Raw genomic sequence first — 25071 nt, forward strand, 5'->3', positions numbered from 1 at the left:
CGTCCAAAACGCCGGCTGATGCTCAGGACAGGCCGAGTGCCGCGAGTTCCGCGCGGGAGGACACCCCGAGCTTGGTGAACACGTTGCGCAGGTGGAAGTCGATCGTCCGAGGTGACAGGAACAGGTGGGCGGCAGCGTCGCGGTTGCTCAGTCCCTGCCGCACCAGTTCGGCGACGTGTCGCTCTTGGGGCGTGAGGTCGGCGGGGGTGATGGAGTCCCGCTTGCGTGCGGTCTCGCCGGACGCCCGCAGCTCGTGTCGCGCCCGCGCGGCCCAGCGCGATGCGCCGACGTCCTCGAAGGTGTCCAGCGCGGCGCGGAGGTGTTCGCGCGCATCGACCCGACGACGCGAGCGTCGGAGGAACTCGCCGAACGCCAGCTCTGTTCGGGCCCGGTCGACCCGGCGGGGGGAGTGGGCGTGCGCGTCGAGGGCGCGCTCGAACCACGTCTGTGCCTCGGATCCGTCGGCCAGCAGGGCACGAGCGTGCGCGGCGGATGCCATCGCCCAGGGTGCCGCGGTGAGTTCGGCAAGGGTTGTGAGCTCGTCCGCCCACGCGCGCACCAGGTCGGCTCGACCGGCTCGTGCGGCTGCCTCCACACGGTCCAGCGCCGACATGTGCTTCACCATCGCGTGGGTGATCTGCTCCAGGTGATACAGGGCGGCGTCCGGGGTGTCGGCTGTGGCGACACCCCGGGCCCAGAGCATCACGTCGCGGCTGACGATGCTGGTCAGGCCGACGTCCCGGCTCCGGGTCGGTCGGTCGTAGTCGGTCAGACAGCGGTCGAACTCGGGCTGGTCGCCGCGCAGCGCGGCCAACAGCGTGAGCCAGGCCAACGGCAGGCTGCCGAGTGCGTCCTGCCCGGTCCCCCGAGCGAGGTCCAGCGCCTCGGCCGAGCCGGCGGCAGCGGTGCGCCAGTCGCCGGTGCTGATCTCCGCCGGAGCGCGACGGGCGAGCCCGAACAGGATGGTGACCGGTGCCCCCGCATCCCGCGCGTGGGCCACGAACCGGCCGTACTCGCGCAGGGCGACATCGTCGTCCCCGATGTAGAGGGCGGCCAGACCGAGGTTCGGCACCAGGTCGACGTCCCCGCCGGCCAGGTCCTGGGCGAAGGCCAGCCGGAACTCGGCTGTCGCGTCGCGCAGGTTGCCGCGGGCGATGTGGGCGAAGCCGCACAGCAGCAGGGCCGACGCGCGCGCTGCGCCCGACGGCAGACAGTCCAGGTCGCCGACGAACTCCGTCGGATCGATGTCGATGCCCGAGTCGGCGCCGAAGGTGGCGGCGGCGGCCGCCATCCGGGCCATCACCGTGGCCCGGGCGAGGTCCGCTCCGGCGACGTCACGAGCGGCCTGCAGCAGGATCCGGTGTCCCACCGGCCCCGACCCGATGTTCCACTCGATCCGGGCGCGGAGCCGATCGACGTCGGCGCGCACCACGACGCTGTCGGCGGCCGCTCGGGCGGCCTCTGCCAGGGCGCGGGCCCGCCGTGGTTGGGCACCGGCCCATGCGGCACCGGCAGCGGCCACGAGCCGGGTCGCGCGCGGCCCTGCGGCGACCGTGAGCTCGGCCGCCCGTTCCCAGGCCGCCGAGGCAGCTTCCAGGCCGCCGCGCTGGGCGGCACGCTCGGCGACGTGGTCGAGGTCGGCGACGACGGACTCGTCGGGCTCCTCGACCGCTGCTGCGCGGTGCCACGCACGCCGGTCGACGTCCCCGGTGCCGACCAGAGCATCGGCGAGCGCCCGGTGGGCCGCTCTGCGTTGGCTGCTCGTCGCCGCGCCGTATACCGCGGAACGCACCAAGGGGTGGCGCAGGGTCACGGCGCCGTCGATCACCCTGACCAGGCCGGAGTCCTCGGCAGCGTCGATCGCCTCGGGTGAGGCGCCGAGGGCGAGCGCTGCCTGCCGCACGATGGCCACCCGGCCGGAGTCGTCGGCTGCCGCGACCAACAGGAACGATTGCGCGCCCGAGGGCAGGCGTCCGACTCGATCGAGGAAGGCGCGTTCCACCCCCTGGGTCAACGGCAGGTGGGCCGGCAGGGGGTCCCGGCCGCTGAGCTGATCGGCCGGGAGTGCGTTCGCGAGCTCGACCAGGGCGAGCGGGTTGCCGCCGGTGCTGGTGACGAGGCGGTCGAGTACCTCGCCTGGAACGGGGATGCCTGCGAGCGTGGTGAGCAGGACGCCGGCGTCGGTCGCGTCCAGCTCGCCCAGCGTGAGGTCAGGCAGCCCGGCCTCGAAGCGACGCACGTCGCCGTCGCGAGCGGCGAACAACAGGGCGATCCGCTCGACCTGAAGACGGCGTGCCACGAAGAGCAGCGCAGCGGCGGAGGCGTCGTCCAGCCAGTGGGCGTCATCGATGACGGCCAGTACCGGTGCCTGCTCCGCTGCCTCCGCCAGCAGGCTCAAGGCGGCGAGGAAGACCAGGAACCGGTCGACCTCGCCGTCCTCCTCACCGAAGGCCCGGCGCAACGACCGTGCCTGCGGCGCGGGCAGGCGTGAGGCGAGGCGCAGGACGGGACGCACGAGTCGCTGAAGGGCTGCGAACGCCAGCGGCGATTCCGACTCGATCCCCGAGGTCCGCAGCACGGTGAACCCGTCCGCCTCGGCGGCAGCGGCCGCGAGCACCGTGGACTTGCCGACTCCCGGCAGCCCGTGGATCACGAGGGCAGACCCGCAGGAGTTGCGCGCCTGGTCCAGCAGTCCCCGAACCGCGGCGCGCTCGGCTTCTCGACCCGCGAGCACGCGGCGAGCGTAACCGGATCGAGGTCAAACCCGGCGAAATGACCGGCGCGACCTGGTGTGGCCCGGACGCACGGTGAAGGGGTCAGGAACCACCACACAGCGTCGGGAGAAGGAAGCCATGAACCCCTCAGTCCGCCAGTCGGTGCACACCGAAACACCCGTCGGGTCCGCGCCCGCGAACCCGAACGCCCCGAAGGGGCGCCTCGGCCGGATCGTGGCCGGCTCGTTGGCCACCGGCCTGGTGGCCGGGGTACTGCTCGTCTTCGCCCCGTTCATCCCCGCCGACGAGACCGGCGCGACCGGCGCGATCCTGTGCGGCTTCGCGCTCGGCTGGGCCTTGCTCGCCGTGCTCTCGGTCCGCATCACCGATCAGCCCCAGCGCTGGGCTGCGGCACCGGCCCTGTTCCTGGGCCTGGGCGGGCTGCTGCTCATCGCCTTCGGCACGGCGGCCCAGCAGCTGCTCCAGTGGGTGTGGCCCCCGGCGTTGCTGGCGCTGGTCGTCGTCAGCCTCGTCGGTGCACGCCGCCGGCTGCACTCCACGAGCGCACGCGTCATGGTCTACCCGGTCCTGGCCGTCCTCGCGCTGGCGTCCGTCGGCGGTGGCATCGAGACGGCCCTCGAGGCCTACGACGCGAGCCACTACCCGATGCCTGGTCAGCTGATCGACGTCAACGGGCACCGGATGCACCTGCGCTGCACCGGCACCGGCAGCCCGACCGTCGTCCTGCAGCCCGGTGCCGGCGACATGGCCTCGACCATGGCTGCCTGGATCGCGCCCGCCGTGGCCCGCACCACCCGCGTGTGCGTCTACGACCGCCCCGGCCGCGGCTGGAGCGACCCGGTCGACACCCCCCAGGACGCCGCCCGCGTCGCGGACGACCTGCACACCCTGTTGCACAACGCTCACGTCCCCGGCCCGTACGTGCTGGCGGGCCACTCCTTCGGTGGTCTCTACGTGCTCGCTCACGCCGCGCGGTACCCGGCGGATGTCGCCGGGATGGTGCTCATCGACTCGGCGGCGCCCGCGTCGCCGGCACCTGGGGCGGCCGCGCCCGCCGGCCGCAACGACCTCCTGGTCCGCGCCGCCGCCCTCGCGTCCATCGGGTCGCGCGTCGGCCTCGGTCGGCTGTACAGCCAGATCTCCTACGGCACGCTGCCCTCCCCGGAGCGTGAGCAGGTGCGGGCCAGCATCTCGACCCCCGCCACGCTGCGTTCGACGATCGACGAGTACGTGCAGGGCAGCCCGTCGATGCAGGAGGCCGGTGAGCTGCGCAGCCTCGGGGACATTCCACTGTTCGTCCTCACCGCGGGCAGTGGCAGTGACGAGCGCTGGTTCGCGAACCAGGACGAGCTGGCTCGGCTGTCGACCGACTCGAGGCACCACACCGTGGACGGCGCCACGCACGAGATGCTCGTCGCGGACCGGACCGCGGCCGCCTCGTCGAGCGCGGCCATCCGGGACGTGGTCTCGTCGGTGCGGACCGGTGCGTCGCCCTCCCGCTAGGTCGAACCCGGCGATTTCCCCGGCGCGACCCGGCAGCCTCGCCGGTCAGTGTCGACACAGCGCCACGAGGCGCACTCACCCCGAGGAGATGAGAGAGATGACCACCATGAAGGCGATCGTCCAGGAGACCTACGGCTCGGCCGACGTGCTGGACTCGCGCGAGATCGATCAGCCCACGGCCGGAGCCGGCGAAGTGTTGCTGCGCGTGCACGCGGCCGGCCTCAGCCGAGGCGATGTGCATCTGATGACGGGGGAGCCGTATCTGATGCGCGCCGTCGTCGGGCTGCGCAGGCCGAGGAACCAGGTGCCCGGTCGGGATGTTGCGGGGACCGTCGTGGCGATCGGTCCGGACGTCACGCGCTTCGGCGTCGGTGAGGAGGTCTTCGGTATCGCGCGCGGCGCGTTCGCGGAGTACGCCGTGGCGCGCGAGAGCAAGCTGGCCCACAAACCGTCGAACCTCACGTTCACTCAGGCTGCGGCCATGCCGGTCTCGGGACTGACGGCCCTTCGGGCGCTCGACGTCGCCGGAGTCCAGGCCGGGCAGACCGTACTCGTCATCGGTGCCTCCGGTGGGGTGGGGACCTATGCCGTGCAGCTCGCGGTCGCGGCGGGCGCGACCGTCACCGGGGTCGCCAGCGCCGCCAAGGCGCAGCTCGTCAGGGATCTCGGTGCGGCGGAGGTCATCGACTACGCGCAGGAGGACTTCGCCGACGGCTCGCGCACGTTCGACGTCGTGCTGGACATCGGAGGCATGACGCCGGTCGCCCGCCTGCGACGCGCTCTGATGTCGAAGGGGACGTTGGCCATCGTCGGCGGCGAGAACGGCGCCAGGTGGAGCCCGGGCATGGGCCGTCAGGTGCAGGCGGTGCTGCTCAATCCCTTGGTCTCCCAGCGGCTCACGATGGTGACCAACAAGGAGCACTACTCGGGCCTGGAGCGCCTTGCGGCGCATGCCGTGGCGGGCAAGCTCGCCTCGTTCACGGACCGTCCCTTCGGTCTGAGCGCCACCGCGGACGCCGTCCGTCACCTCGTGGCCGGCAAGGCCCGAGGCAAGGTCGTCATCACCGTCTGAGCACCCGCCGCGATCGCTGCCGCCCGAACCGGAGGAGGAGAACGCCATGTCCCTGCACAGCCCTCGGACGACACCCGCGGCTCGCGGTCGCACCGGTCGGCTCGACAGCTCGCCGCGGCGCCGTTCCGCGGAAGCGATCGCCTTCGTGGCCCTGTGGATGGCGGCGGGCTACCTGTTGCCGATCGACAGCAACGGGTATCTCCTGCTGGGGATCCCGCTGACGATGGTGTTCCAGCTGTTCGTCCGCCGCCGCCCGTTGCGCGAGCTGTTCGCCCCCGCCACGAGCACGGTCCGGTGGGACGGCAGGGCGCTCGCGATGGCCGCCGCGCTGGTCCTGCTACCTGCGGTGTACGCCGTCCGCGCCGTGGCGAGTCAGGACTGGGTGGTGGCCGGGTGGTACCTCGCGGCCGTCGTCGGGGCAGGTTGCGCGGCGTTCGCCCTGCGTGCCGGAACGGTGCTCGGGGCGCTGCGTTCGGCCGCGCTGCCCATCGCGATCGGCGCCACCGGGTTTGCACTCGTCTATTCGGCGATGCACGTTGTCGCCGGCGTGCCGCTGTCGGCTGCAGCGGTGGTGGCAGCGGTCGTGAAGTACACCGCGCTGTACTTCCCCGCGAGCTTCCTGCTGGAGGAGGTCTCCTTCCGGGGAGCGATCGACCCGCACGTGCACGGGCACGAGGACGGCGGGCAGCGCGGCTGGCGGTCTGCCGTGTTCGTATCGGTCCTGTGGGGGCTGTGGCACCTGCCTGTCTCCCACGGTCTGCCGTTGCCGCTTCAGGCGATCGAACTGGTCGCGGTGCACGTGCTGCTCGGCGTCCCGCTGTCCTTCGCGTGGCGTCGCACCCGTAACCTCGCCGGGCCGGCACTGGCGCATGCTGTCAACGACGCCGTCCGCAACGGCTTCATGCTCGGGTTGTAGGCGCAGCACCTGCGGCTGACACGAGCCTGCTCCGGCGCATCGCGACGGTCGAGTCTCGCGTATCGGGTTAGAAGGTGACGACCTTCACGGTGATATGGCCGTCTGCCGCGAGCTGGTCCCAGTAGCTGTCCCTCGAGACAACCTGACAACGCAGGCCTTCGGCCGTGGCGATGATCATGGAATCACCCAGGGAGAGAGTCGCGGCCACCCCGTGCCGGTTGACCGGGCCCGGGTTTTGCTTCGAGAGTTCCAGAAGCTCGGCAGCTCGTAGGAGCATGTCTCGTTCGGGCGCGACGACACGTACGCCTCGACTGGCGATGAGCTGGGCGATCACGCCGGTGTTGACGCTTCCCTTCCGGCGGGCCGTCTCGACCACCTCGACCAATCCCACGCTGGGCAGGACCACGTCAGTGTCAGGGGTGGAGAGGATCGTCTCCACCACCTGCCACTGCGGTTCCTGCAGGATCCACGTCAGGAGAGTGGATGAGTCGAGAACCAGGGCGGTCGTCACGGTACGACTCAGATCCCGAGTTCGGCCAGCACCCGCTCGGCGACCTCGTCCGGGTCCTGATCGGCACTGACGCCGACGGCCTCCGCGACCCTGTCCTCGCGTGCCTGTCGAGCCTGCTGGTCCTCACTTCGCGGCGGACGCACGTAGGCGACCGAGTCACCGGCGTCCCCGCCGTGGTTGTTGGCCCAGACCGCCATCGTCAACTGACGGGGAGAGATCAGCCGGACCTCACCACCCGTCATGACAAAGCGCACGCGGTCCCCTGGCGCGATTCCCAGCGCACGGCGAATCTCAGCAGGGATCACAACTCGCCCTTCCGGGCTCACTGGGCTGCCGTCCACCTTCGAATCTGCCATGTGTCTCACCTTAAGGCAGACCATGCCAAGTTGCCAGGTCTATGCCACTCTGCCATGCCGGTTGCTCCTGCCAGCAGAAGATTGCCTCTCAGGCACCATCCATCGGCAGGTCCGTGGCCGCCCTAGAGCAGCATCTACGCCTCGCCCGTACGACCTTGATCGTCGCCATGCGGAAGTGGCGCGGTCACGGTGATCGAGGCCGCGTGCGCGGTGCGGCTGGCGCCGGACTCTGCCGTCAGGGACGGCGAAGCCTCCTGGCGCCTGTCATCGTCTGGTGAACGTTGCGCGGGTATCGTCGTCGGCATGTCGATCGCGCAGCCCGACCCCGTCGCGGGCGTGCAGGGTCGCTCTCCGCGGGCGATCCGGCTCTCTCTCCTGCCCGAGGAGGCGGGGGATTTCGACCGGGAGTATCGCCAGGTGATGCGTGAGGCGATGGAGACCCTGGAGCTGACTCCGGTACTGGAGATGCTGGAGCGGTGGGACCGGGTGGCGTCGCTGTCACGAGATCCGGAGCGGCACCGTCGGATGCTGGATCGTGCGGAGCGGCTGCAGCACGGTGAGGACCTCCCGATGGAGTCCTGGTCTGCGATGAAGGCTCGCCTGGATCTCTAGGTGTACGAGCTGGAGATCGACCCGAGGCGGCCGGCGACATCGGGGCTCCGACGTCTCCGCTCCTCATGGTCAAACTCGTACTGGCACTCACGGCAGGCCTGATCGAGCGCGGTACCGAAGTGCCCTCCGGGGTGTTCCCGCCAGTCGTGCTGGCAGCTCGGACAATCTCCGTAGTACTTCACTCGATCCCGACGGACGATGCGCCCGAGGCGATCGAACATGCTACGAATCGTAGGCGAGGGACCAACCAGCACGCTCAGAAGACGGATGGTATGCGCGGCACTGAGTTGGTCACCCGGGGCTGGATCAGCCCCCAACAGTTCGAGAACACCCACCACCAACAAACCCTCGACTCCTCAGCCCCGTGTCCGTAGAACCGGGGCAACATCAAGGTGTCCGGGAAACCGGGGCAAGCTCCCCACCGCCACCGAGCCCCCTGCCGCGAGGCCTGGCTGAACCCTCAACTGACGTCACGATCACCGTGACACCGGTCACGTGGACTAGGTCGCGTCCCACAGGACGTGGTCCCATGGCGCGCCAGGGTCGCTCCGGCTAAGAAGCAGCTGCAGCCGGGCATACCGAACGTCCCGCCAGGCCATCTCCTCCCGGGCTTCGTCCAAGACGGGGACCGGCAAGATGAGGAACTGCGGGGCAGGGGTCCCTCGGTCAGGTCGACGGGGACGGTATCCCCGGCGAGTGGACCATCGGTGAGGAACGCTATCTGGGCCATCCCTCGAGGATCGCATCGGATCTACAGGACCCGTCAAAGGAGCCTCCGCTCGTGGATCTCGCTACGGTTTGCACGTTTTCGAACCATATGTCCTGGTTGGGAACGGCTCACGAGACCCGAGCCCATGTTGCACGCCTCGTGATCGATTGACTGCGCAGTGCTCTTATCCTGGATCACGTGAGCACCGAAAACGACCAGCCATCGTCTGCCATGCAAGCGCTCGGCGGAGGGTTTGCCGCCCTCGCTGGTGTGCTGTTCGAGCTGAGTGGGGCACCGCCGGGGACTGGGAGCGTCGCAGCTGGGGCACTCCAATCTCCACTGACCGTTGCTCTATCCAGGATGGGGGCTGAGGTCTTTGGGCGGCCCAGGCGACTCGAAGCCATTGCCGTTAGCCAGTCGCGCCTTACCGACGAGGAGTTCATGACCCGCCTCGCCGGCGATCCTCGCCTCTCTGCATTAGCCGCCCGATCGCTTATCGCTGTTCAGTGCTCGGCGTACGAGCCGAAGCTGCGTGCGCTTGGCTGCGTGCTTGGCGACCAAGTGCGTGGTGATGGACGAATGATCGACGAGGCAGAACTTCTGGCCGAGGTTCTGGGCAAGCTCGAGGCGGCACACGTGGCCGTGCTGCACTCCATGATCGAAAGAGACGAGCAAGGTCAAGTCGCGCAGGAACGCGGAGAAGCTGCTCCTGAGATCAATGTCGCCGTACGCGCTGGCCTGCCAAGCGAACTCGCAGGCTCCGTCACATACATGCTTAACGCTCTTGGCCTTCTCGATGCGATTACGTCGTTCAGCATCGTGACGTACCGCGTGAACGACCTTGGGCGAGAAGTCGACCGGGTTCTCAGGCTCGCGGCCGAGAGCGACACGATCGACAGTGTGCTCTGAAGGGTTCGCTTGGGCGCTACATCTGCGACCGGCGCTCCGTATGACTGGCGATAGTGATTTGCTGACGAAATGGGGCTATGAGTGAGTTCATATAGAAAGAGTCGAGAATGGTTCGCCTGGCAGGGCACTTTGGCTGACTTGCGACGCCTTGCCGACCTGGTCCGAGAGCTGGAGGAGGATCATGCGAAAAAGGAAGCCGCTGCCCTTGATCGCAGTCGCGACCCACTCGCCATCGACACGGCCGATGTTGACCCTGCACCCGCACCCGTGAGGATCTCAATGACTATTCGTGAGGCCGACGGCCAATCAACTGATGAACTGCAAGTCATGATGCCGCAACTTGATTCACGGTCAGCAAGCGGCCTCGTGCTCGGTGGCGAGGCGGGCGGGGCAATTGAGCTGGAGCTTCCACGTGAAGGGCCCAGCCCGATGATCGCTCTCAGCGTGAAGACCGGAGATATCAAGAGGACGAAGGCCTACTTCGCCCAATTATCGGAGGAAGTCGACCGAGGGGTGCCCAAGTGGGCAGAGCATTCACTATGGCCGGTTCACCGTGGCATTGAGTATCGCCGCCTTGGTGGGAACTGTCGTTGTAGCGAGTGGCAGACTCCGAGGGCTGAACGCGGGAGCTGTTACAACGATCGGTATGGGAATTGTCATTCTCTCGCTATTCATCTCCACGGAAATACTTGAGGATAACGACACCGCTGTGACTCGCCGGCTATATCCAGCTTTTGAGCTGGTTAGTGAGAACCGAATCGCTTCCGCAAGAATCCGCACAGGGTTCATGTTGGCCGGGCCTGTCGCTTTCATCGTCAGTTTACTGGCTTCCGGGGTTTATGCATCACTGACGAGTTGAATTCATGCAGTCATCGCACACGCCAGCGCATTGTTCGAGAAGATAGCGAACGCTCGTCGACCGTCAGTCCGGCCGGTCCGGTCACTCGCCCAAGACCGACAACGCCGCGGCCGCGGAGCCTTGCCTGCTGACGTTCGACCTCCATCGGATCGAGGCCTCGGCGAGTCTGTCAGCGTGAGGCCCAGAGGCCCGCGTCCGGCACGTGTTCGGCACGCATCTCAAACAGCCCCTGTCCCGCGTTTCCGCTGGTCAGGGGCCTGTTCCCGTTGGTGGGCGATACTGGGATTGAACCAGTGACCTCTTCCGTGTCAAGGAAGCGCTCTCCCACTGAGCTAATCGCCCTCGAGCTTCACCGGCCCAGGGGGCCGATGCTGCGAGGTGGAGACGGGATTTGAACCCGTGTAGACGGCTTTGCAGGCCGTTGCCTCGCCTCTCGGCCACTCCACCGTGTTCCGGGTGAACCCTTTCGAGCGGACGACGGGATTCGAACCCGCGACCCTCACCTTGGCAAGGTGATGCTCTACCAACTGAGCCACGTCCGCATGCTCGCCTCGTCGCTCGGCCGAGGCCGTTGCTCCGAAGCAGCGGTTCAGACCATAGCCGACCGGCGCGCCGAGCGTCCAACCACTAGCGTGCGCACGTGTCCCCACGGCTCGACAACCCCTCTGGCAGCGCCTGGTTCGGCGGCGTTCTGGCCACCGGCGTGGTCGAGGTGAGCGATGACGTCGCCGTCCTGGATGGGGGTGGCTGGTGGGCCGTGGTGCTCACCTTCGAGGGCGACGTCCGGCTGTGGCGCTTCGCCCACCGGCGTCCCGCGCCGCTGCCGCCACCGCGCTGCCCCTGGCCCGGCCTGCCCGGCACGTGGACGACGTCCCTGGACCGCCCCGGCTACGTCGCAGGCGTCCACGAGATCCGCCGCCGGATCCACGAGGGCGAGGTCTACCAGGTCAATCTCTGTCGCCTGGTCTCCACCGACGTCCCGCCCCTGGACGACGCCGCGAACGACCCGTGGGCGCTGGCCCAGGTGCTCGCGGCCGGCAACCCGGCCCCGTTTGCGGGGGTCATCGACGTCCCGGCGCTCGACGGCCACCCGGCTGCCCGCGTGGTCTCGGCGTCCCCGGAGTTGTTCCTGCGCCGCGACGGCGAGGTGATCGCCTCCTCGCCGATCAAGGGCACCGGGGTCACCGTCGCCGACCTGCTGCCCAAGGACACCGCCGAGAACGTGATGATCGTCGACCTGGTGCGCAACGACCTGCAGCACACCTGCCGCCCCGGCACCGTCGAGGTCACGGGCCTGCTCGAGGTCGAACACCACCCGGGACTGGTGCACCTGGTCTCGACGGTGCAGGGCCGCCTGGCCGACCAGGCCGGCTGGACCGAACTGCTGGCGGCCACCATGCCACCCGGCTCGGTCTCGGGGGCTCCCAAGAGCAGTGCCCTGCGCGCCATCACCGACCTCGAGCCGGTGCCGCGCGGCCCCTACTGCGGGGCGGTGGGCTGGGTCGATGCCGACGCCGGAACCGCGACTCTGGCCGTCGGGATCCGCAGTTTCTGGTGGGATGGGGGACGCCTCTGGTTCGGCACGGGCGCCGGCATCACCTGGGGCAGCGACCCGGACGGCGAGTGGGCCGAGACCGAGCTGAAAGCCGCACGGTTGGTGGGCCTGGCCTCCCAACCCGCCGGTGAGCACGGCGCGAGCGGAGCCGGACACGGGGCCGAGAGCAGACGAGGAGTCAGGCAGTGAGCACGATGACCACGACGGTGTGGATCGACGGGCAGGTCATGGACGCCGCCGCGGCGCGGGTCGGCGCGCTCGATCACGGCCTGACCGTCGGCGACGGCGTGTTCGAGACCTGCAAGGTGCTCCACGGCGAGGTGTTCGCGCTCAGCCGCCATCTGCGCCGCCTGGAGCGCTCGGCCGCCGTCCTCGGGCTGACCTGCCCGGCTCCCGAGGTGGTCCGCGCCGCCACGACGCAGTTGCTGGTCGCTCGGCCATCGCTACCGCTGGGACGGTTGCGGATCACGCTCACCGGGGGAGCGGGGCCGCTCGGCTCCGACCGCGGCGACGCCGCGCCGACGCTGGTGCTGGCGATCAGCGCCGCCTCACCCTGGCCCGATCGGATCGCCGCGGTCACCGTGCCGTGGGCTCGCAACGAGCACTCGGCGGTCGCGGGCGCGAAGACCACCTCCTACGCCGAGAACGTGGTCGCGCTGCAGCGTGCCCACGACCAGGGCGCCCATGAGGCGCTGCTGCCGAACACGGCCGGCAACCTGTGCGAGGGCACCGGGTCGAACGTCGTCCTCGATCTGGACGGCGTGCTGGTCACCCCGCCGCTCAGCTCCGGGTGCCTGGCCGGTATCACCCGCGAGCTGTTCCTGGAGTGGGCGGTGGCCGATGGTCTGCCCGTGGTCGAGCGCGATGTGCCGGTGGCCGCGTTGTCTCGGGCGCGCGACGTCCTGCTGACCAGCTCGACGCGCAACGTGCAGCAGGTGCAGACCATGGATGGGCGCCCGGTGCCCGGCAGCACGCTGGGACGCACGGCTGTGGAGCTGTTCGAGCGCTACGCCGCCAAGGGCATGGACCCCTGATCCCTCGCCCGGGTCAATCGGTCGCAAACGTGCAACGTCCCGACCCCCAGAACCGGGGAATCGGAACGTGAAGCGCGTGCCGAGCCGTCAGGAGAGCAGTCGAGCGAGCGTGGACTCCAGGTCGAGGTGGGCGCTCTCCTCGCCGTCCGGCACCACGGCAGCGGTGCGGTCGAGGAAGGCACGGACGTCGTCCGCAGCGGCCTCGAGCACGGCCTGGCCGTCAGGGGAGGTCAGCGAGATCATCAGCAGCTCGCGGCCGGTACCCCAGGAGGGCCAGACGTGAACGTCCCCGTCGCCGACGGGGGAGATCAGGCCGGTACGCAGCAGATCGCGGGCGAAGACCCACTCGACCTCCATGCCGTCGCCGGAGAACACGGCGCGGACGGCGTACGGGTCGGCGGCGCTGTACCGAAGGCTGACGGGCAGCGGCACCGCGTCGGCGTCAGCGACGACCAGGCGAAGATGGACCGACGCCTCGACGTCCACGTGCGGGTGCATGCTGCTCCTCGATCTCGGTTCGGCCCCCTGTCGGCCCGACGTCGGCACCTTTCCCTTCGCCACCTCCGGTGAAACCTCGGGGCTGCGACTTACAGTGAAAGCGTGCCTGTCGAACCGTCTCGCGATGAACAGCATTCCACTCTTGGTGCCTCCGTGGGTCCTGATACGACGGCGCGTCCCTCCTCTGGCGGTCAAATTCTGTCCAGAGCGTTCCGGCGAGTGCGGAATGCCCGAGATCGTGTGAAATCACAGCCAGTGATCGGTCATGCATACAGAGTGACGGTTGGGATCGTTGGGGCGGCGGTGGTGATCGTCGGACTACTGATGGTGCCCTTCCCGGGGCCCGGCTGGTTCGTCGTGATCCTAGGGTTGCTGATCTTGGGATCCGAGTTCGTCTGGGCACGGCGACTGCTCGGCGTCGTCCGGGTGCAGGTGCGTGCCTGGACCGAGTGGATGGGGCGGCAGTCCTGGTACGTGCGGCTGGCGGTGGGGCTCGCCACGGCCGCGTTCGTCGGCCTGGTGCTGTACCTGACGGCGCGATTCATCGGCTTGCCGACGTGGATTCCCGGCCAGATCGTCCCGCCGCTGCCCGGGCTGGAGCAGTACAGCGACTGGAATTGAGCGCCGGGGCGCGCATCGGGGTCGGATCTGATTGGTGGCGGACGGCGTCCGTTCGCTACGATCGCGGTGCAGCACCACGGGCGATTAGCTCAGCGGGAGAGCGCCTCGTTCACACCGAGGAGGTCACTGGTTCGATCCCAGTATCGCCCACTCCAAACCCCCAGGTCACAGGCCGGTTTCCGAAACGTCGGAACCGGCCTGAAGATCGTTTGTTGACAGATTGTTGACGAACGTAGGCGGCAGTCAACGAACAGGGGCGCACGCAGGGGGCCTTGCGCGGCCGCATCTTTCGAGTCCGTTCTCGGCTTTCTGATGGTGGCTCCGTCGATCTGCCGCCGTCGCGACGCGAACCGGCGCTCCCCGTGGAGCAGCGACCGGAAGGATGGCTCGTCTCGTATGCTGGTCTGGAGTCGCTTGTGGCGGGAGGTGCGTGGCGTGAGCACGTCGGCGATGGACACCCCGGACGTCCCGCGTCCGCGTCCCCGGGTATCTCTCGAGGAGTTGTTGGTCGCCAAGGGGACCAAGCCGATCCGGGGGATCGAAGATCTGGCGGCCGATACCTTCACCTCGGATAAGGAGGTGGAGGAGTTCGTCGCCTTCACCTACGCCGAGCGGCACCGAGACCTGTCCTGATCGTCCATGCAGCCTGTGGTCCTGGACACCGACGTAGCGTCGTTGTCGCACAAGGGCAGACTGCCTGGGTCGCTGGCCGGTCGGCTGATCGGTCGACGTCCAGTGATCACCTTCGTGACGTTCGGGGAGCTGGCCAAATGGGTCGAGATCCGGCAATGGGGCGCTCGGAGCCGTCAAGAACTGGCGGACTGGATGTCGGGGATCCCTGTCCTGCCCGGCGATGAGTCTGTCGCGGCGACGTGGGGCGTGCTGTCGGCGGCGGCGTCGCGTCGGGGGCGCCCCCGGCCAGTGAACGACATGTGGGTTGCGGCCTGTTGCCTGACCTATGACTTGCCGCTGGCGACGGGAAACCTGAAGGACTATCAGGACTTCGTGACGAACCACGGCCTGCGCCTGCTCGGGGTCGACTGAGCTGGGCGCGTTACCCCAGCCAGGTGATGTGAACGGATAGGCGGCGGCAGGTAGGTGTAATTCTCCCTCGTCCGGGCCTCGAGCACATGGTGGGGGAACCAGGTCTCCTCGACGTACTGACGTAGTTGCTGCCGGCCTCGCTGCCTGCCGATCGGCGTCGCCCCCGATGTCGCGGTACATGGCCGTTTATCGCCTGCGGCCGCCGTCACCGACCCGCTCGACGACGTAGCCCATCCCCGCTCCAAGATCGTTTGTTGACAGCACTGAGGAGGTCACTGGTTCGATCCCCGTATCGCCCATCACGAAGTCGCAGGTAGCAGGCCGGTTCCGGAGTGCTCGGACCGGCCCGTGGCGTGTCAGGACAGCGCGAACGCGTGATACCAGACGGCCGGTAGCCGCAGGCGTGAGCGCAACGTCGTCCCGCTGACCGTGGACCGGGTGCCGTCAGCGGAGGTCGCGGTCACCGCGACCGCCGCCCCGGCGCGATCCCGCGTGCTGACGACGATCGAGGCGACGTCCGGCAGTGAGAAGGCCGCGGCCACCTGGGCGATCGGCAGCGTGCGGTGCCACCGGGCGTACTTGGGGTTGGTGCCACTGGTGAGGCTCCACGGGTCGGGCGCGCCGCGCAGGTAGGGCACCGCCGTTCCCCACGCCGACCGCGCGTCGCGGGTTCGCCCACCGGATGAGGAGGAGTAGTAGGCACGGATCGGCATGCCCCGGTGGAGCACCACGAGGGCGCTGCGGGACGAGGTCTGCGTCGCGGTGACCGCCTGCACCCAGCGGGGGGCGAGGCGTTCGGCGTCCCAGCCGCGGTAGACCTGGCTGCGCGAGTCGTCCCACAGATGGCAGCCGCCGCATGCTGTCGAGGTGCCGCCGCGGTAGTCGCTCAGCGCGTACGTCCGTGCTGCGATCACCTGCGCCTTCAATGCTGAGCTGTGCCACGACTGCGGCACCTCGGCGAGCCCGCGCAGGTACTCCCGATGCAGGTTGAGCGTGAGGACCGCCGCGAGACGCACCCGGGTCACGGCGTCCGAGTCGGCCCGTCGCACCGGCAGCACCTGCAGGACGCCGTACCGGTACCGCCGCTGTTTGGCCGACGTCGACGCTGCGTTCGCGCTGGCCGACGACACCGCGAGCGCGCTGGCCGGCCCGCGCAGCCCGCGGGCGCCGGACCAGCGAACGGTCAGGGCGCCGGTGGTGAACGATCGAGCCGTGCCGGCCGGCGGGGTCACCGTCACGGCGAGCCGACTGCCGGCCACGTCGACCCGGACGGCGCTGCCCGGCGGCAGCGCGCTCACTCGCCGTCCGCCGTCCACGAGGTGCATCGCGCCGCCCCCGCGAGAGATCGCCTCGGTACGCAGCTCGACCGAGGTTCCGCGGTCGACCACGTTGACCCGCAGGTCCATGGCGTCCGGGTGAGCGGCGACGGTGGTGCCGGTGTAGTAGTGCCGCAGGATCGTGCCCGCCGACGCCCCGGCCCTGGCCATGCCGAGAGCACCGAATTGCGACATCCCGACCCCGTGCCCGAACCCGGAGCCGGTAACGGTCACGGTGGTGTCGGCCGCAGCGGCCGATGCCGATCGCGGGCTCTGCGCCCGCGCGGACGACGCGACGACGATGACCGAGGCGATCGTGACCAGGGCTGCAGCGCCACCTGCCCGCAGCGCGACGGCCCTCACCGGCGGACTCCCCCCGGGTCATGTCGCACGGTATCGATCCCCTCACATCCGGTCACCACGCCCAGAGTAGTCACCTGGGCGGACGTGCGGTGGACGTACTGTGTGAGCCTATGTAATGTAGTCGACATGGTAGATGCGCCCCCGGAGCAGCTGGGCAAGCTCGAACAGGACCTGCGCAAGGGCGTTCTGGTGCTGGCCGTGCTCTCCCAGCTGCAGACGCGGCAGTACGGCTACTCGCTGCGCCAGGCGCTCGCCGGGCGCGGTATGCCGATCGAGGAGGGCACGCTCTACCCGCTGCTGCGGCGCCTGGAGGGTCAGGGACTGCTCGCCTCCGAGTGGCAGATCGAGGATGGCCCGCCGCGCCGCTACTACGTGCTGAGCACCCCGGGGATCGAGGCCTTCCGCGCCTTGAGTGCCGCCTGGGGATCGCTGACATCGGTCGTGGATCGCTTACTGCAGGAAGAGGACTGACATGGATCCCGAGGCAATCATCGAGGGGTATGTCCGCGACGTCGTGCGTCATCTGCCGCGCAGCCAACGCCAGGACGTGGGCTTCGAGCTCCGCTCGCTGCTCCTGGAGGACCTCGCCGGCAGGGCCGCCGACACCGGTCGCCCGGCCGATGCGGCGATGACGATGGAGTTGCTCACGGCCTTCGGCCGCCCGCTGGACGTGGCGGACCGCTACCGGCCCTCCGGCTTCACCGTGATCCGGCCGGCCGACGCCCCCCGCTTCGCCTGGGTGGCGCTCGGCGGCGTCCTCGTGCAGTGGGCGATCACGTTGCCGGTCGTCCTCCGGGGCGGTCTGCAGGCCGAGGGCACCACCTCCTGGGCTGGCCGGCTGGCCAGTTGGTGGCTCACCTGGGGCCTCGGTGCGTTCTGGTGGCCAGGCTTCCTGATCGCCCTCACCCTCGTTGCCGCCGCGGTGAGCAGTCGCCGCGCGGATCAGCCCTGGACGCCGCCACGCGCCCTGGATCGCGACCAGGTCCATCGCCCGGGCTTGGTGCTGGCGCTCACCTTCTGGGTGGTGGGTGCGACGATCCTGATCGCCCTGCCCTGGCTCGACACCTGGGCGCCCGGTCTGCCCCAACCCGTGCTGGAGGCCTTCGCCTTCACGCCGGACTTCCTGCGTGAGCGGGCTCCGTGGGTGCTGCTGTTGTGGGCGATCGACTTCGGCCTCTACGCCGCCGTGCTGCGCGATGGTCGCTGGAACCGGCAGACCCGGCGCCTCGCGTTGGCCACCAACCTCGGCTGGCTGGTGCTGCTGTCGTGGTGGCTGTTCGCCGGGCGGATCTTCCGGGCAGAGGCTGCCGAGGACACGGTGCGGTTCGGTCTGCTGGTGGTCGTGGTGATCGTGGTGGTCGACGTCGTCGCCACCACCCGTCGTCACCTCACCGCGATCCGGCCGCCGGCCGCGTGACGGCGCAGGCCAACCTCGGATCAGCCCCCGGGCACCCCTCAGAACGGGACGCCACAGCGCAACACCACGTTCGCGTAGGGGGTCTGTTCGCCGGTGCGGATGGCGAAGACCGTGTCGGGCAGGGCGAGCTTGAACTCCTCGTGGGGCACGGCCTTGAGCCGGCCCAGTCGATCGGAGCGTTCCTCCAGCCACTGCGCGACCGGGCCGCCACCGGCCTCGGTGGCCACCAGGTGGGCCTCGATCACGATCTCCTCGAGCAAGGCGTCGAGCACGGTGCGAAAGTCGAGAATCCCGGGCACCAGCGCCAGATCGACCACCGGCAAAGCACGCGGGAGCGGCAGACCACGGTCGGCCACCACCACCTTGTCGGTGTGCCCCAGTCGAGCGATCAACCCGCTCAGCTCGGCGTGGATGATCCCGTCCTGCTTCATCTCCGCTCCCGTGGCTGCTGGCCGGCGTGGTTCGCGGCTCGGTCTGCCCGAGCCCGCGCCACCCTAGCGGGAGGTTTCGGGTCACGTGCTCCGGGTACCGCCTCGAATCGTTGAGGTTCGAGGATCAGGAGGATCCGATGAGTACCTGGACGTGGATCGCTGTCGTGGCGTTGGTCGTCGTCGTGGCCGTGGCGTTGATGACGCTGGCCCGCCGGCGCAGCACCGCTCTACAGGAACGGTTCGGCCCGGAGTACAACCGGGCGGTCGAGGCCGCAGGGCTGCGGGGCGGTGAGGCCGATCTGGCCGGCCGGACACGTCGCCACGACGAACTGCACCTCATCACGTTGTCCGAGCCCGAGCGGCTGTCGTACGCCCAGCGGTGGCGATCGACCCAGGAGCGGTTCGTCGATCGCCCGGCGGATGCTGTCGACGAGGCAGAGCGGCTGCTCACCGAGGTGATGGAGCAGCGGGGTTACCCGGTGACGGACTTCGAGGAGCAGGCCGAGCTGGTCTCGGTCGACCACCCGCAGATGGTGCAGGACTATCGCGTTGCGCACGAGATTCACGTGCGCAACCTCGACCGGCGGGCGAGTACCGAGGACCTACGCGAGGCCCTCTTGCGCTACCGATCGCTGTTCGACGACCTGCTGCGACCGCTGTCCGGCCACGAGCCCGTGACGACCGGATCACGTTGGGAGAGCACACCAGACCGGGAGGGTCGACGATGACCGACCAAGATGCGATGGAGCGCGAAGCGAATGCGCGCATGACCGCCGAGGGCGCGCCGCCGACCCCATCCGCGGCCGAACGGCCGCCGGCGGCGAGCGGCGGCGATGAGATCACCGCACGCTGGCACGAGATCCAGGCCACCTTCGTCGATGATCCGCGGGCCGCGGTCGAGCAGGCTCGAGCTCTCGTCGCCGAGGCAGTCGACCGCGCCTGCCGTGGCCTGCAGGGACGCCGCGACGACCTGAACAGCCAGTGGAGCGCGGGGACGCCGTCGACCGAGGATCTGCGCACCACGCTGCAGGGCTACCGAGCCCTGCTCGACCGGGCGCACACGATCGAGATCTGATCCGTGACAGGTCTGGTATCGACCATCACTCTTTGTCATGATGTGCGGGGGTCACCACGAGACGGCAGGATGCTGGTCTCGTCGTATCGAGAGTGCATCGGGGGGTTGCCTTGACCAACGCCGGAACTGCCCCCGCGCCGTTCATCGACACCAGCCAGGTGAGTGCCGCGCGGCTGTACGACTATCTGCTCGGCGGCAAGGACAACTACGAGATCGACCGCCAGGCCGCCGAACGATTGCTCGAGGTCGCGCCGTACATGCGTGACCTGGCTCAGGCGAACCGGGGATTCCTGCGGCGGGCGATCGACATGATGGTCGGCGAGCGCGGCGTGCGGCAGCTGATCGACATCGGCGCCGGCATCCCCACCTCGCCGAGTGTCCACGAACTCGCCCGGACGCTGGACGACGCCGTGACGGTGGCCTACCTCGACAACGACGCGGTGGCACTGGCCCACAATCGCGCGTTGCTCAGCACCGCCACCGGCACGATCACGTTGGCTCACGATGTGCGCGACCCCGAGGCCATCCTGGCGGACGCCGAGTTGCATCGCCTGATCGACGTCGACCGGCCGGTGGGGCTGCTCTTCATCGCCGTGCTGCACTTCGTCGGCATCGACGAGGCGCCCGCCCTGGTCGCCCGCCTGCGCGACGCCGTCCCGGTGGGTAGCTGTCTGGCGATCTCGGCCGTGAGCCGCGACGGCAGTGACCCGACCACCGTGGCGGTCGCCGAGTCCATGTACCAGAACTCGTCGGCCTCCCTGTACGTCCGCGATCACGCCGAGGTGGAAGCGCTCTTCGAGGGGTTCGAGCTGACCGAACCCCTCGCGGACATCACCCAGTGGCGCAATCCGTCCGGGACCACCCTGCCGTTGCGGGCACTGTGCGGGGTGGGCGTCAAGATCTGACCATCGGTCTGGTCAGCGCAACACGAAACCCGTCCCGAGATCGTCGTCCGGATCGAGGACGAACGTGTGTTCGCCGGTGCGAAACGCCGTCCCGGTGACCTCAGGGACGACGACCTGACGCACCCCGTCGTGCGCGCTCGACACCACCCGCCCGATGAACCGCGAACCCACGATCGAATCGTGCGTCAGCACCTTGTTGCCACCGACACGGCCCTCGGCGGCGAGCAGCGCCAGCCGGGCCGAAGTTCCCGACCCGCACGGTGAGCGGTCCACCTCGCCGTCCGCGAACACCGTCACATTCCGTTGGTGGGGGCCGGTTTCCAGCTCGCCGAGGTCGTCGACCAGGATCGTCCCGTAGATGCCGGACAGGCGTTCGTCACTCGGGTGACGCGCCACCTCGTGCTCGTTCAAGGCCCACTTGATCTCGCGCCCGATCGCGATCAGCTCGCCATAGTGCTCGGGAGTGACCGCGAGCCCCACTGCCGCGGCGGGCAGCGTGGCGTAGATCGCCCCGCCGTAGGCGACGTCGACCGTGACGTGACCCCGCGAGGTCGGCACCGGAACCGACCGGGCCACCACCCACGACGGCACGTTGCGAAACGTCACGGCGCTGACCCGACCCCCGGTGCACCGCACTCGGGCGATCACCCGCCCCGACGGGACGTCGATGCGCACCTCGGTCTCGCCGTCCGGCTCGGCCGCCACCAGACCCGAGTGCACCGCCCACGCCCCGAGCGCGATGGTGCCGTGTCCGCAGGCCGTGGAGTAGCCGTCCTTGTGCCAGAACAGCACGGCCAGGTGAGCGGGCAGCTCACCCTCCGCCACCGGGTTCGGGGGCACCAGGAAGCAGCCGTACATGTCGGCATGGCCGCGCGGTTCCTGGCAGAGCAACCGCCGGACGACGTCCACCTCGTCGTGGGTCGAGGCATACGCGCGGCGGTCGAGCACCGTGGTGCCCGGGATCTCGGGCACGCCGTCCAGCACGATCCGGAACGGCTCGCCGCCGGTGTGATAGTCGACGGTGCGCACCCGGCGGGCGGTGGGCTCGATTGTCTGCTGTGGGGTCGAGGCGAGGGACATGGCTGGCAGAGTAGGGGCGATGGGATCGCTGCTGGTGGCCGGAACCACCTCGGACGCCGGCAAGAGCGTGCTCACGGCGGGAATCTGCCGGTGGCTGCATCGTGACGGCGTCTCGGTGGCGCCGTTCAAGGCCCAGAACATGTCCAACAACTCCGTGGTGACCGCCGACGGCGGCGAGATCGGCCGGGCCCAGGGGCTGCAGGCTGCCGCCTGCGGGCTCGAGCCCGAGGTCGCGATGAACCCGATCCTGCTCAAGCCCGGGGGCGAGACGCACAGCCACCTGCTGGTGCGGGGCCGGCCCGACGGCGAGGTCACGGCGATGAGCTACCCGCAGCGTCGCGATCATCTGCGCGGCGTGGTGCTGGCCTCGTTCGACGAGCTGGCGGCGCGTCACGACGTCGTGGTCTGCGAGGGGGCCGGGGGAGCGGCCGAGATCAACCTGCGCCGCTACGACCTGGTGAACCTGGGGCTGGCCCGTGAGCGGGACATCCCGGTGGTCGTGGTCGGCGACATCGAGCGCGGGGGTGTGTTCGCGGCCCTGTTCGGCACGGTGGCCCTGCTCGAACCGGCCGATCAGGCGCTCGTGGCGGGCTTCGTCATCAACCGGTTTCGGGGCGACGTACGGTTGCTCGAGCCCGGCCCGGCGATGCTGGAACGGCTGACCGGTCGGCCGGTGCTGGGCGTGCTGCCCTGGCTGCGTGGCCTGACGCTGGACGTCGAGGACTCGCAATCGCTCGACCTCGCGCCGCCACTCGCCGGGCCGCCCCTCGGGCGCGACACCCTGACCGTGGTCGCGATCCACCTGCCGCGCACCTCCAATGCCACGGATGTCGATGCCCTTGCCACCGAGCCCGGGGTGCAGGTGCGCTGGACGACGTCCCCCGGTGCGCTGGCCGAGGCCGACCTGGTCGTGCTGCCCGGGAGCCGGGCCACGGTGGCCGATCTGGGGTGGCTGCACGAGCGCGGTCTGGCCGACGCGCTCACGGCGCGCGCGGCGTCCGGCGGGGCGATCCTGGGCATCTGCGGGGGCTATCAGATGCTGGCCCGCACCATCACCGACCGGGTCGAGTCCGCCGCCGGTGAGGTGGCCGGCCTGGGCTTGCTGCCCGCCGTGGTGGAGTTCACCACGGCCAAGACCGTGCGCCGGGTCAGCGGTGAGGCCCTCGGTGAGATGGTCGACACCGGGTACGAGATCCACCACGGGCAGGTCAGGGTGGACGACGGTGCGAGGGCCTTCCTCGACGGGTGCCGCCACGGCAACACCTGGGGCACGACCTGGCACGCCGCGCTGGAGAGCAATGCGTTTCGGCGCGCCTTCCTGCAGCAGGTCGCGGGCACGGCGGGGCGCGACTTCGTCCCCGCCCCGGACACCGATCTGGCGGCGGTGCGCGCTCGGCGGCTCGACGTCCTGGCTGATCTGGTCGCCGATCACCTGGACGTCGACCGGCTTCGCCGGTTGATCGAGGACGGCGCGCCCCCCGGCCTGCCGGTGGTGCCCCCCGCCGGCCCCTGATGACGCTGGGTAGGGTCGCATCAGGCCCGCTGGGGTTGTTTCTGACACATCACCGATAGTCGGTGACATAGGGTGCAGTCGATCTGTCGCCGCGCATGCTGGGAGACTGCTGTGGCCCCACGATCCGTGACCGTCCCGCCGCTGCGGCGAGCCAGCTCCTGGCACGCCGTCGTCCTGGCCCTGTCAGCGGGCCTCGGCCTGTCCGCGCTGATCGGCCTCGGTGTCGCCGCTCCGGCACACGCTGCGAGCACGCCGACCCCCACCGCCTCGAGCGCGCCGGCGCCGTCCGGAGCGGTGTCGTGGTCGCCTGAGGCGCCCGCCACCCCGGCCACCTTGCTGGCGGCCAAGACGTTCCCGGGGGTGCAGCTGATCCAGACCGACTACAGCGCCACGGTCTCGGTGGCCGAGCCGCAGCTGAACCAGACGGCGGTCGACGCCCTGTTCCAGCGATTGCTGAAGCAAGCCCAGGCCGGGGTGATCGAGGCCAGCCAGGACGCGGTGATCGAGGCCGTGGTGGCCGACATCGTGCGCACCCCGTTCCGCTACTTCGAGTCGACCAAGCGGATCTTCACTGACGACGGTGCCCTGTCGAGCGTCGGTACCGGCTGGGTGATCACGCCGGACGGCTACATCGTCACCGCGGCGCATGTGGTCGAGGCCGAGAAGACCGAGCTGCAGACGCAGTTCGCCCGAACCACGCTGAGCGGCATGAACACCCGCTTCGTCAAGTCACTGGCCGACAGTGACACCCCGTTCACGGCCGACCAACTCGACCGGCTCAGCGCGGCCATGACCACCTGGCTGGCCAAGAACGTGGCCGTCAGCGATGTGACGATGAAGGTGAGCGCGCAGGTGGGGGTCGGGGCCTCCAAGACCCCGCAGGAGCACCCGGCCACCGTCGTCGCCGTGGGTGAACCGTTCCCCGGCAAGGACGTCGCGCTGCTCAAGATCGAGGGCCAGACGGCGATGCCGACGCTGGCTCTGGGCAACGACGCCGACGTCACGACGGGATCGACGTTGTATGTCGTGGGCTATCCGGCCGCGTCGACGTTCCTGGCGGGCATGTCGCTGGACTCGCAGTTGCAGCCGACGGTCACCCAGGGGCCGCTGTCGGCGGTCAAGAGCACCAAGGACGGCATGCCGGTCTTCCAGACCCAGGCCCCGGCGAGCCCGGGCAACTCCGGTGGACCGGTGCTGGACGAGCTCGGCAAGGTCGTCGGGGTGCTCGTCGCCGGGGCCGTCGGGCCGGACGGGGTCGCCGTGGCCGGACAGGAGTTCGTGGTGCCGGTCAGCGTTGTGCGAGAACAACTCGCCGAGAAGTCGGTGGCGCCCGCCGCGAGTCGGACCAGCACCCTGTACGCGCAAGCGGTCGATGCCTACTACCGCCAGGAGTACTCGGGGGCGCTCGCGCAATTCCGTACCGTGATCGAGCTCTACCCGGGCCACCCGTACGCCGCGCAGTTCATCGACAAGAGCCAGGCAGCGATCGCTGCGGGACAGGACAAGACCCCGGCCGGCTCGGCCGGACGATCGGCGGATCTGCCGAGTTGGTTGCTGCCTGCGGGGGCCGGGGTCGGCGTCCTCGCGCTGGCCTCGGTAGGTGTGGGCGGGGTGATGGCGCGCCGTCGCAACCGTCGTCCCGCGGTGATCGCGCTGCCGGATCAGGGACAGCTGCCCTGGCCGATGCCCTATCCGCCGAACCACCCGCCGCAGCAGCCTCAGACGCAGTACCCGCCTCAGCAGCAGTACCCACCGCAACACCAGTACCCACCACAGCAGTACCCACCACAGCAGTACCCCCAGCAGCAGTACCCGCCGCCCCAGCAGCAGTACCCGCCGCCCCAGCAGGGTGCACCGGGGCCGGGGTGGCCCGGCGTCCAGCCACCGCCGGCCCAGCCGCAACCGCCGGCCCAACGGACGCCGTCCCCGCCGCCGCCACCCGGCCAGGGCGGCTGACAGGGCATTCGCCGCGTGGGGCGATAGTGAGGTGAAGGCTCACCGGCCACGCCGATACGATCGAACACGGGCCCACCACCG

At 69.6% G+C, this 25071-nt stretch carries 24 protein-coding genes and 4 tRNA genes; 18 read left to right on the forward strand and 10 right to left on the reverse strand.

Annotated elements, in window-relative coordinates; all coding sequences use genetic code 11:
- Positions 1-22 precede the first annotated feature (22 nt).
- Positions 23-2734, reverse strand: a complete 2712-nt coding sequence (locus IPK24_13290) for an AAA family ATPase (GenBank protein MBK8076506.1) — start codon at positions 2732-2734, stop codon at positions 23-25.
- A gap of 118 nt (positions 2735-2852) precedes the next feature.
- Here IPK24_13290 and IPK24_13295 point away from each other — a divergent pair, with 118 nt between their 5' ends.
- The 3 genes from IPK24_13295 (at position 2853) to IPK24_13305 (ending at position 6226) form a co-directional block, all read left to right on the forward strand.
- Complete coding sequence (locus IPK24_13295; protein MBK8076507.1) at positions 2853-4238, forward strand: alpha/beta hydrolase; 1386 nt, start codon at positions 2853-2855, stop codon at positions 4236-4238.
- A 106-nt stretch (positions 4239-4344) separates the two neighbouring features.
- Positions 4345-5310 (forward strand): NAD(P)-dependent alcohol dehydrogenase, encoded by a 966-nt coding sequence (locus IPK24_13300; GenBank protein MBK8076508.1) that lies wholly within the window; start codon positions 4345-4347, stop codon positions 5308-5310.
- A gap of 46 nt (positions 5311-5356) precedes the next feature.
- Positions 5357-6226 carry a CPBP family intramembrane metalloprotease gene (locus tag IPK24_13305; protein MBK8076509.1) on the forward strand — a complete coding sequence of 290 codons (870 nt, stop codon included), beginning with the start codon at positions 5357-5359 and terminating at the stop codon, positions 6224-6226.
- 67 nt (positions 6227-6293) lie between these two features.
- On the opposite strand, the gene IPK24_13310 is transcribed toward IPK24_13305, so the two are convergent.
- Entirely contained in the window at positions 6294-6737 is a 444-nt protein-coding gene (locus IPK24_13310) for a PIN domain-containing protein (protein ID MBK8076510.1), read from the reverse strand.
- Positions 6738-6745: 8 nt separating this feature from the next.
- Complete coding sequence (locus tag IPK24_13315; GenBank protein MBK8076511.1) at positions 6746-7093, reverse strand: AbrB/MazE/SpoVT family DNA-binding domain-containing protein; 348 nt, start codon at positions 7091-7093, stop codon at positions 6746-6748.
- A gap of 303 nt (positions 7094-7396) precedes the next feature.
- On the opposite strand from IPK24_13315, the gene IPK24_13320 reads away from it, so the two are divergent.
- On the forward strand, positions 7397-7705 hold the full coding sequence (locus IPK24_13320; protein MBK8076512.1) for a hypothetical protein: 309 nt from the start codon (positions 7397-7399) through the stop codon (positions 7703-7705).
- Positions 7706-8612: 907 nt separating this feature from the next.
- On the forward strand, positions 8613-9323 hold the full coding sequence (locus tag IPK24_13325) for a hypothetical protein (protein ID MBK8076513.1): 711 nt from the start codon (positions 8613-8615) through the stop codon (positions 9321-9323).
- A gap of 1126 nt (positions 9324-10449) precedes the next feature.
- On the opposite strand, the gene IPK24_13330 is transcribed toward IPK24_13325, so the two are convergent.
- The 3 genes from IPK24_13330 to IPK24_13340 all read right to left on the reverse strand — a co-directional run bounded on the left by IPK24_13330 (position 10450) and on the right by IPK24_13340 (position 10724).
- Positions 10450-10524, reverse strand: a tRNA-Val gene (locus IPK24_13330).
- A gap of 34 nt (positions 10525-10558) precedes the next feature.
- Positions 10559-10629, reverse strand: a tRNA-Cys gene (locus tag IPK24_13335).
- Positions 10630-10651: 22 nt separating this feature from the next.
- Positions 10652-10724: transfer RNA gene (locus IPK24_13340), tRNA-Gly, on the reverse strand.
- 170 nt (positions 10725-10894) lie between these two features.
- On the opposite strand from IPK24_13340, the gene IPK24_13345 reads away from it, so the two are divergent.
- On the forward strand, positions 10895-11926 hold the full coding sequence (locus IPK24_13345) for an anthranilate synthase component I family protein (GenBank protein ID MBK8076514.1): 1032 nt from the start codon (positions 10895-10897) through the stop codon (positions 11924-11926).
- A 5-nt stretch (positions 11927-11931) separates the two neighbouring features.
- Positions 11932-12771: an aminotransferase class IV gene (locus IPK24_13350; GenBank protein MBK8076515.1), complete on the forward strand. Its 840-nt coding sequence runs from the start codon at positions 11932-11934 to the stop codon at positions 12769-12771.
- 87 nt (positions 12772-12858) lie between these two features.
- On the opposite strand, the gene IPK24_13355 is transcribed toward IPK24_13350, so the two are convergent.
- The gene (locus IPK24_13355) at positions 12859-13269 is read right to left on the reverse strand and encodes an SsgA family sporulation/cell division regulator (GenBank protein MBK8076516.1); all 411 of its coding nucleotides are present in this window, start codon (positions 13267-13269) and stop codon (positions 12859-12861) included.
- A gap of 255 nt (positions 13270-13524) precedes the next feature.
- On the opposite strand from IPK24_13355, the gene IPK24_13360 reads away from it, so the two are divergent.
- From IPK24_13360 to IPK24_13375, 4 genes are all read left to right on the forward strand, one after another.
- Positions 13525-13890, forward strand: coding sequence for a TIGR02611 family protein (locus IPK24_13360; protein MBK8076517.1), 366 nt, complete (start codon positions 13525-13527; stop codon positions 13888-13890).
- 78 nt (positions 13891-13968) lie between these two features.
- Positions 13969-14040, forward strand: a tRNA-Val gene (locus tag IPK24_13365).
- A 300-nt stretch (positions 14041-14340) separates the two neighbouring features.
- Positions 14341-14523 (forward strand): hypothetical protein, encoded by a 183-nt coding sequence (locus IPK24_13370; GenBank protein MBK8076518.1) that lies wholly within the window; start codon positions 14341-14343, stop codon positions 14521-14523.
- 6 nt (positions 14524-14529) lie between these two features.
- Positions 14530-14934, forward strand: coding sequence for a type II toxin-antitoxin system VapC family toxin (locus tag IPK24_13375; GenBank protein MBK8076519.1), 405 nt, complete (start codon positions 14530-14532; stop codon positions 14932-14934).
- Positions 14935-15290: 356 nt separating this feature from the next.
- Here the strand turns inward: IPK24_13375 and IPK24_13380 are convergent, their stop codons facing one another.
- Positions 15291-16613, reverse strand: a complete 1323-nt coding sequence (locus IPK24_13380; GenBank protein ID MBK8076520.1) for a SpoIID/LytB domain-containing protein — start codon at positions 16611-16613, stop codon at positions 15291-15293.
- Positions 16614-16739: 126 nt separating this feature from the next.
- Here IPK24_13380 and IPK24_13385 point away from each other — a divergent pair, with 126 nt between their 5' ends.
- Positions 16740-17084 carry a PadR family transcriptional regulator gene (locus IPK24_13385; GenBank protein ID MBK8076521.1) on the forward strand — a complete coding sequence of 115 codons (345 nt, stop codon included), beginning with the start codon at positions 16740-16742 and terminating at the stop codon, positions 17082-17084.
- A 1-nt stretch (position 17085) separates the two neighbouring features.
- On the forward strand, positions 17086-18030 hold the full coding sequence (locus tag IPK24_13390; GenBank protein ID MBK8076522.1) for a hypothetical protein: 945 nt from the start codon (positions 17086-17088) through the stop codon (positions 18028-18030).
- A gap of 38 nt (positions 18031-18068) precedes the next feature.
- Here the strand turns inward: IPK24_13390 and rbsD are convergent, their stop codons facing one another.
- The gene (rbsD, locus tag IPK24_13395) at positions 18069-18461 is read right to left on the reverse strand and encodes a D-ribose pyranase (GenBank protein ID MBK8076523.1); all 393 of its coding nucleotides are present in this window, start codon (positions 18459-18461) and stop codon (positions 18069-18071) included.
- A 137-nt stretch (positions 18462-18598) separates the two neighbouring features.
- Here rbsD and IPK24_13400 point away from each other — a divergent pair, with 137 nt between their 5' ends.
- The 3 genes from IPK24_13400 to IPK24_13410 all read left to right on the forward strand — a co-directional run bounded on the left by IPK24_13400 (position 18599) and on the right by IPK24_13410 (position 20441).
- Complete coding sequence (locus tag IPK24_13400; GenBank protein ID MBK8076524.1) at positions 18599-19189, forward strand: hypothetical protein; 591 nt, start codon at positions 18599-18601, stop codon at positions 19187-19189.
- Entirely contained in the window at positions 19186-19536 is a 351-nt protein-coding gene (locus IPK24_13405; GenBank protein MBK8076525.1) for a hypothetical protein, read from the forward strand. Before IPK24_13400 ends, IPK24_13405 begins: the two co-directional genes overlap by 4 nt.
- A gap of 110 nt (positions 19537-19646) precedes the next feature.
- Complete coding sequence (locus IPK24_13410; protein ID MBK8076526.1) at positions 19647-20441, forward strand: SAM-dependent methyltransferase; 795 nt, start codon at positions 19647-19649, stop codon at positions 20439-20441.
- 12 nt (positions 20442-20453) lie between these two features.
- Here the strand turns inward: IPK24_13410 and IPK24_13415 are convergent, their stop codons facing one another.
- Positions 20454-21521, reverse strand: a complete 1068-nt coding sequence (locus tag IPK24_13415; protein ID MBK8076527.1) for a proline racemase family protein — start codon at positions 21519-21521, stop codon at positions 20454-20456.
- On the opposite strand from IPK24_13415, the gene IPK24_13420 reads away from it, so the two are divergent.
- Both IPK24_13420 and IPK24_13425 read left to right on the forward strand, forming a co-directional pair.
- Positions 21520-23034, forward strand: a complete 1515-nt coding sequence (locus IPK24_13420) for a cobyric acid synthase (protein MBK8076528.1) — start codon at positions 21520-21522, stop codon at positions 23032-23034. The two genes, IPK24_13415 and IPK24_13420, sit on opposite strands and share 2 nt — an antisense overlap.
- A gap of 111 nt (positions 23035-23145) precedes the next feature.
- Complete coding sequence (locus tag IPK24_13425) at positions 23146-24990, forward strand: trypsin-like peptidase domain-containing protein (GenBank protein MBK8076529.1); 1845 nt, start codon at positions 23146-23148, stop codon at positions 24988-24990.
- Positions 24991-25071 lie beyond the last annotated feature (81 nt).

The organism is Kineosporiaceae bacterium, assembly GCA_016713225.1.
Lineage (GTDB): Bacteria > Actinomycetota > Actinomycetes > Actinomycetales > Kineosporiaceae > JADJPO01.

Coding starts and splice junctions, on each gene's coding strand:
- IPK24_13420 (MBK8076528.1), top strand. CDS start 21,520: ATGGCTGGCAGAGTAGGGGCGATGGGATCGCTGCTGGTGGCCGGAACC.
- IPK24_13300 (MBK8076508.1), top strand. CDS start 4,345: ATGAAGGCGATCGTCCAGGAGACCTACGGCTCGGCCGACGTGCTGGAC.
- IPK24_13320 (MBK8076512.1), top strand. CDS start 7,397: ATGTCGATCGCGCAGCCCGACCCCGTCGCGGGCGTGCAGGGTCGCTCT.
- IPK24_13405 (MBK8076525.1), top strand. CDS start 19,186: ATGACCGACCAAGATGCGATGGAGCGCGAAGCGAATGCGCGCATGACC.
- IPK24_13385 (MBK8076521.1), top strand. CDS start 16,740: ATGGTAGATGCGCCCCCGGAGCAGCTGGGCAAGCTCGAACAGGACCTG.
- IPK24_13415 (MBK8076527.1), bottom strand. CDS start 21,521: ATGTCCCTCGCCTCGACCCCACAGCAGACAATCGAGCCCACCGCCCGC.
- IPK24_13350 (MBK8076515.1), top strand. CDS start 11,932: ATGACCACGACGGTGTGGATCGACGGGCAGGTCATGGACGCCGCCGCG.
- IPK24_13295 (MBK8076507.1), top strand. CDS start 2,853: ATGAACCCCTCAGTCCGCCAGTCGGTGCACACCGAAACACCCGTCGGG.
- IPK24_13390 (MBK8076522.1), top strand. CDS start 17,086: ATGGATCCCGAGGCAATCATCGAGGGGTATGTCCGCGACGTCGTGCGT.
- IPK24_13355 (MBK8076516.1), bottom strand. CDS start 13,269: ATGCACCCGCACGTGGACGTCGAGGCGTCGGTCCATCTTCGCCTGGTC.
- IPK24_13375 (MBK8076519.1), top strand. CDS start 14,530: ATGCAGCCTGTGGTCCTGGACACCGACGTAGCGTCGTTGTCGCACAAG.
- rbsD (MBK8076523.1), bottom strand. CDS start 18,461: ATGAAGCAGGACGGGATCATCCACGCCGAGCTGAGCGGGTTGATCGCT.
- IPK24_13305 (MBK8076509.1), top strand. CDS start 5,357: ATGTCCCTGCACAGCCCTCGGACGACACCCGCGGCTCGCGGTCGCACC.
- IPK24_13370 (MBK8076518.1), top strand. CDS start 14,341: ATGGACACCCCGGACGTCCCGCGTCCGCGTCCCCGGGTATCTCTCGAG.
- IPK24_13315 (MBK8076511.1), bottom strand. CDS start 7,093: ATGGCAGATTCGAAGGTGGACGGCAGCCCAGTGAGCCCGGAAGGGCGA.
- IPK24_13400 (MBK8076524.1), top strand. CDS start 18,599: ATGAGTACCTGGACGTGGATCGCTGTCGTGGCGTTGGTCGTCGTCGTG.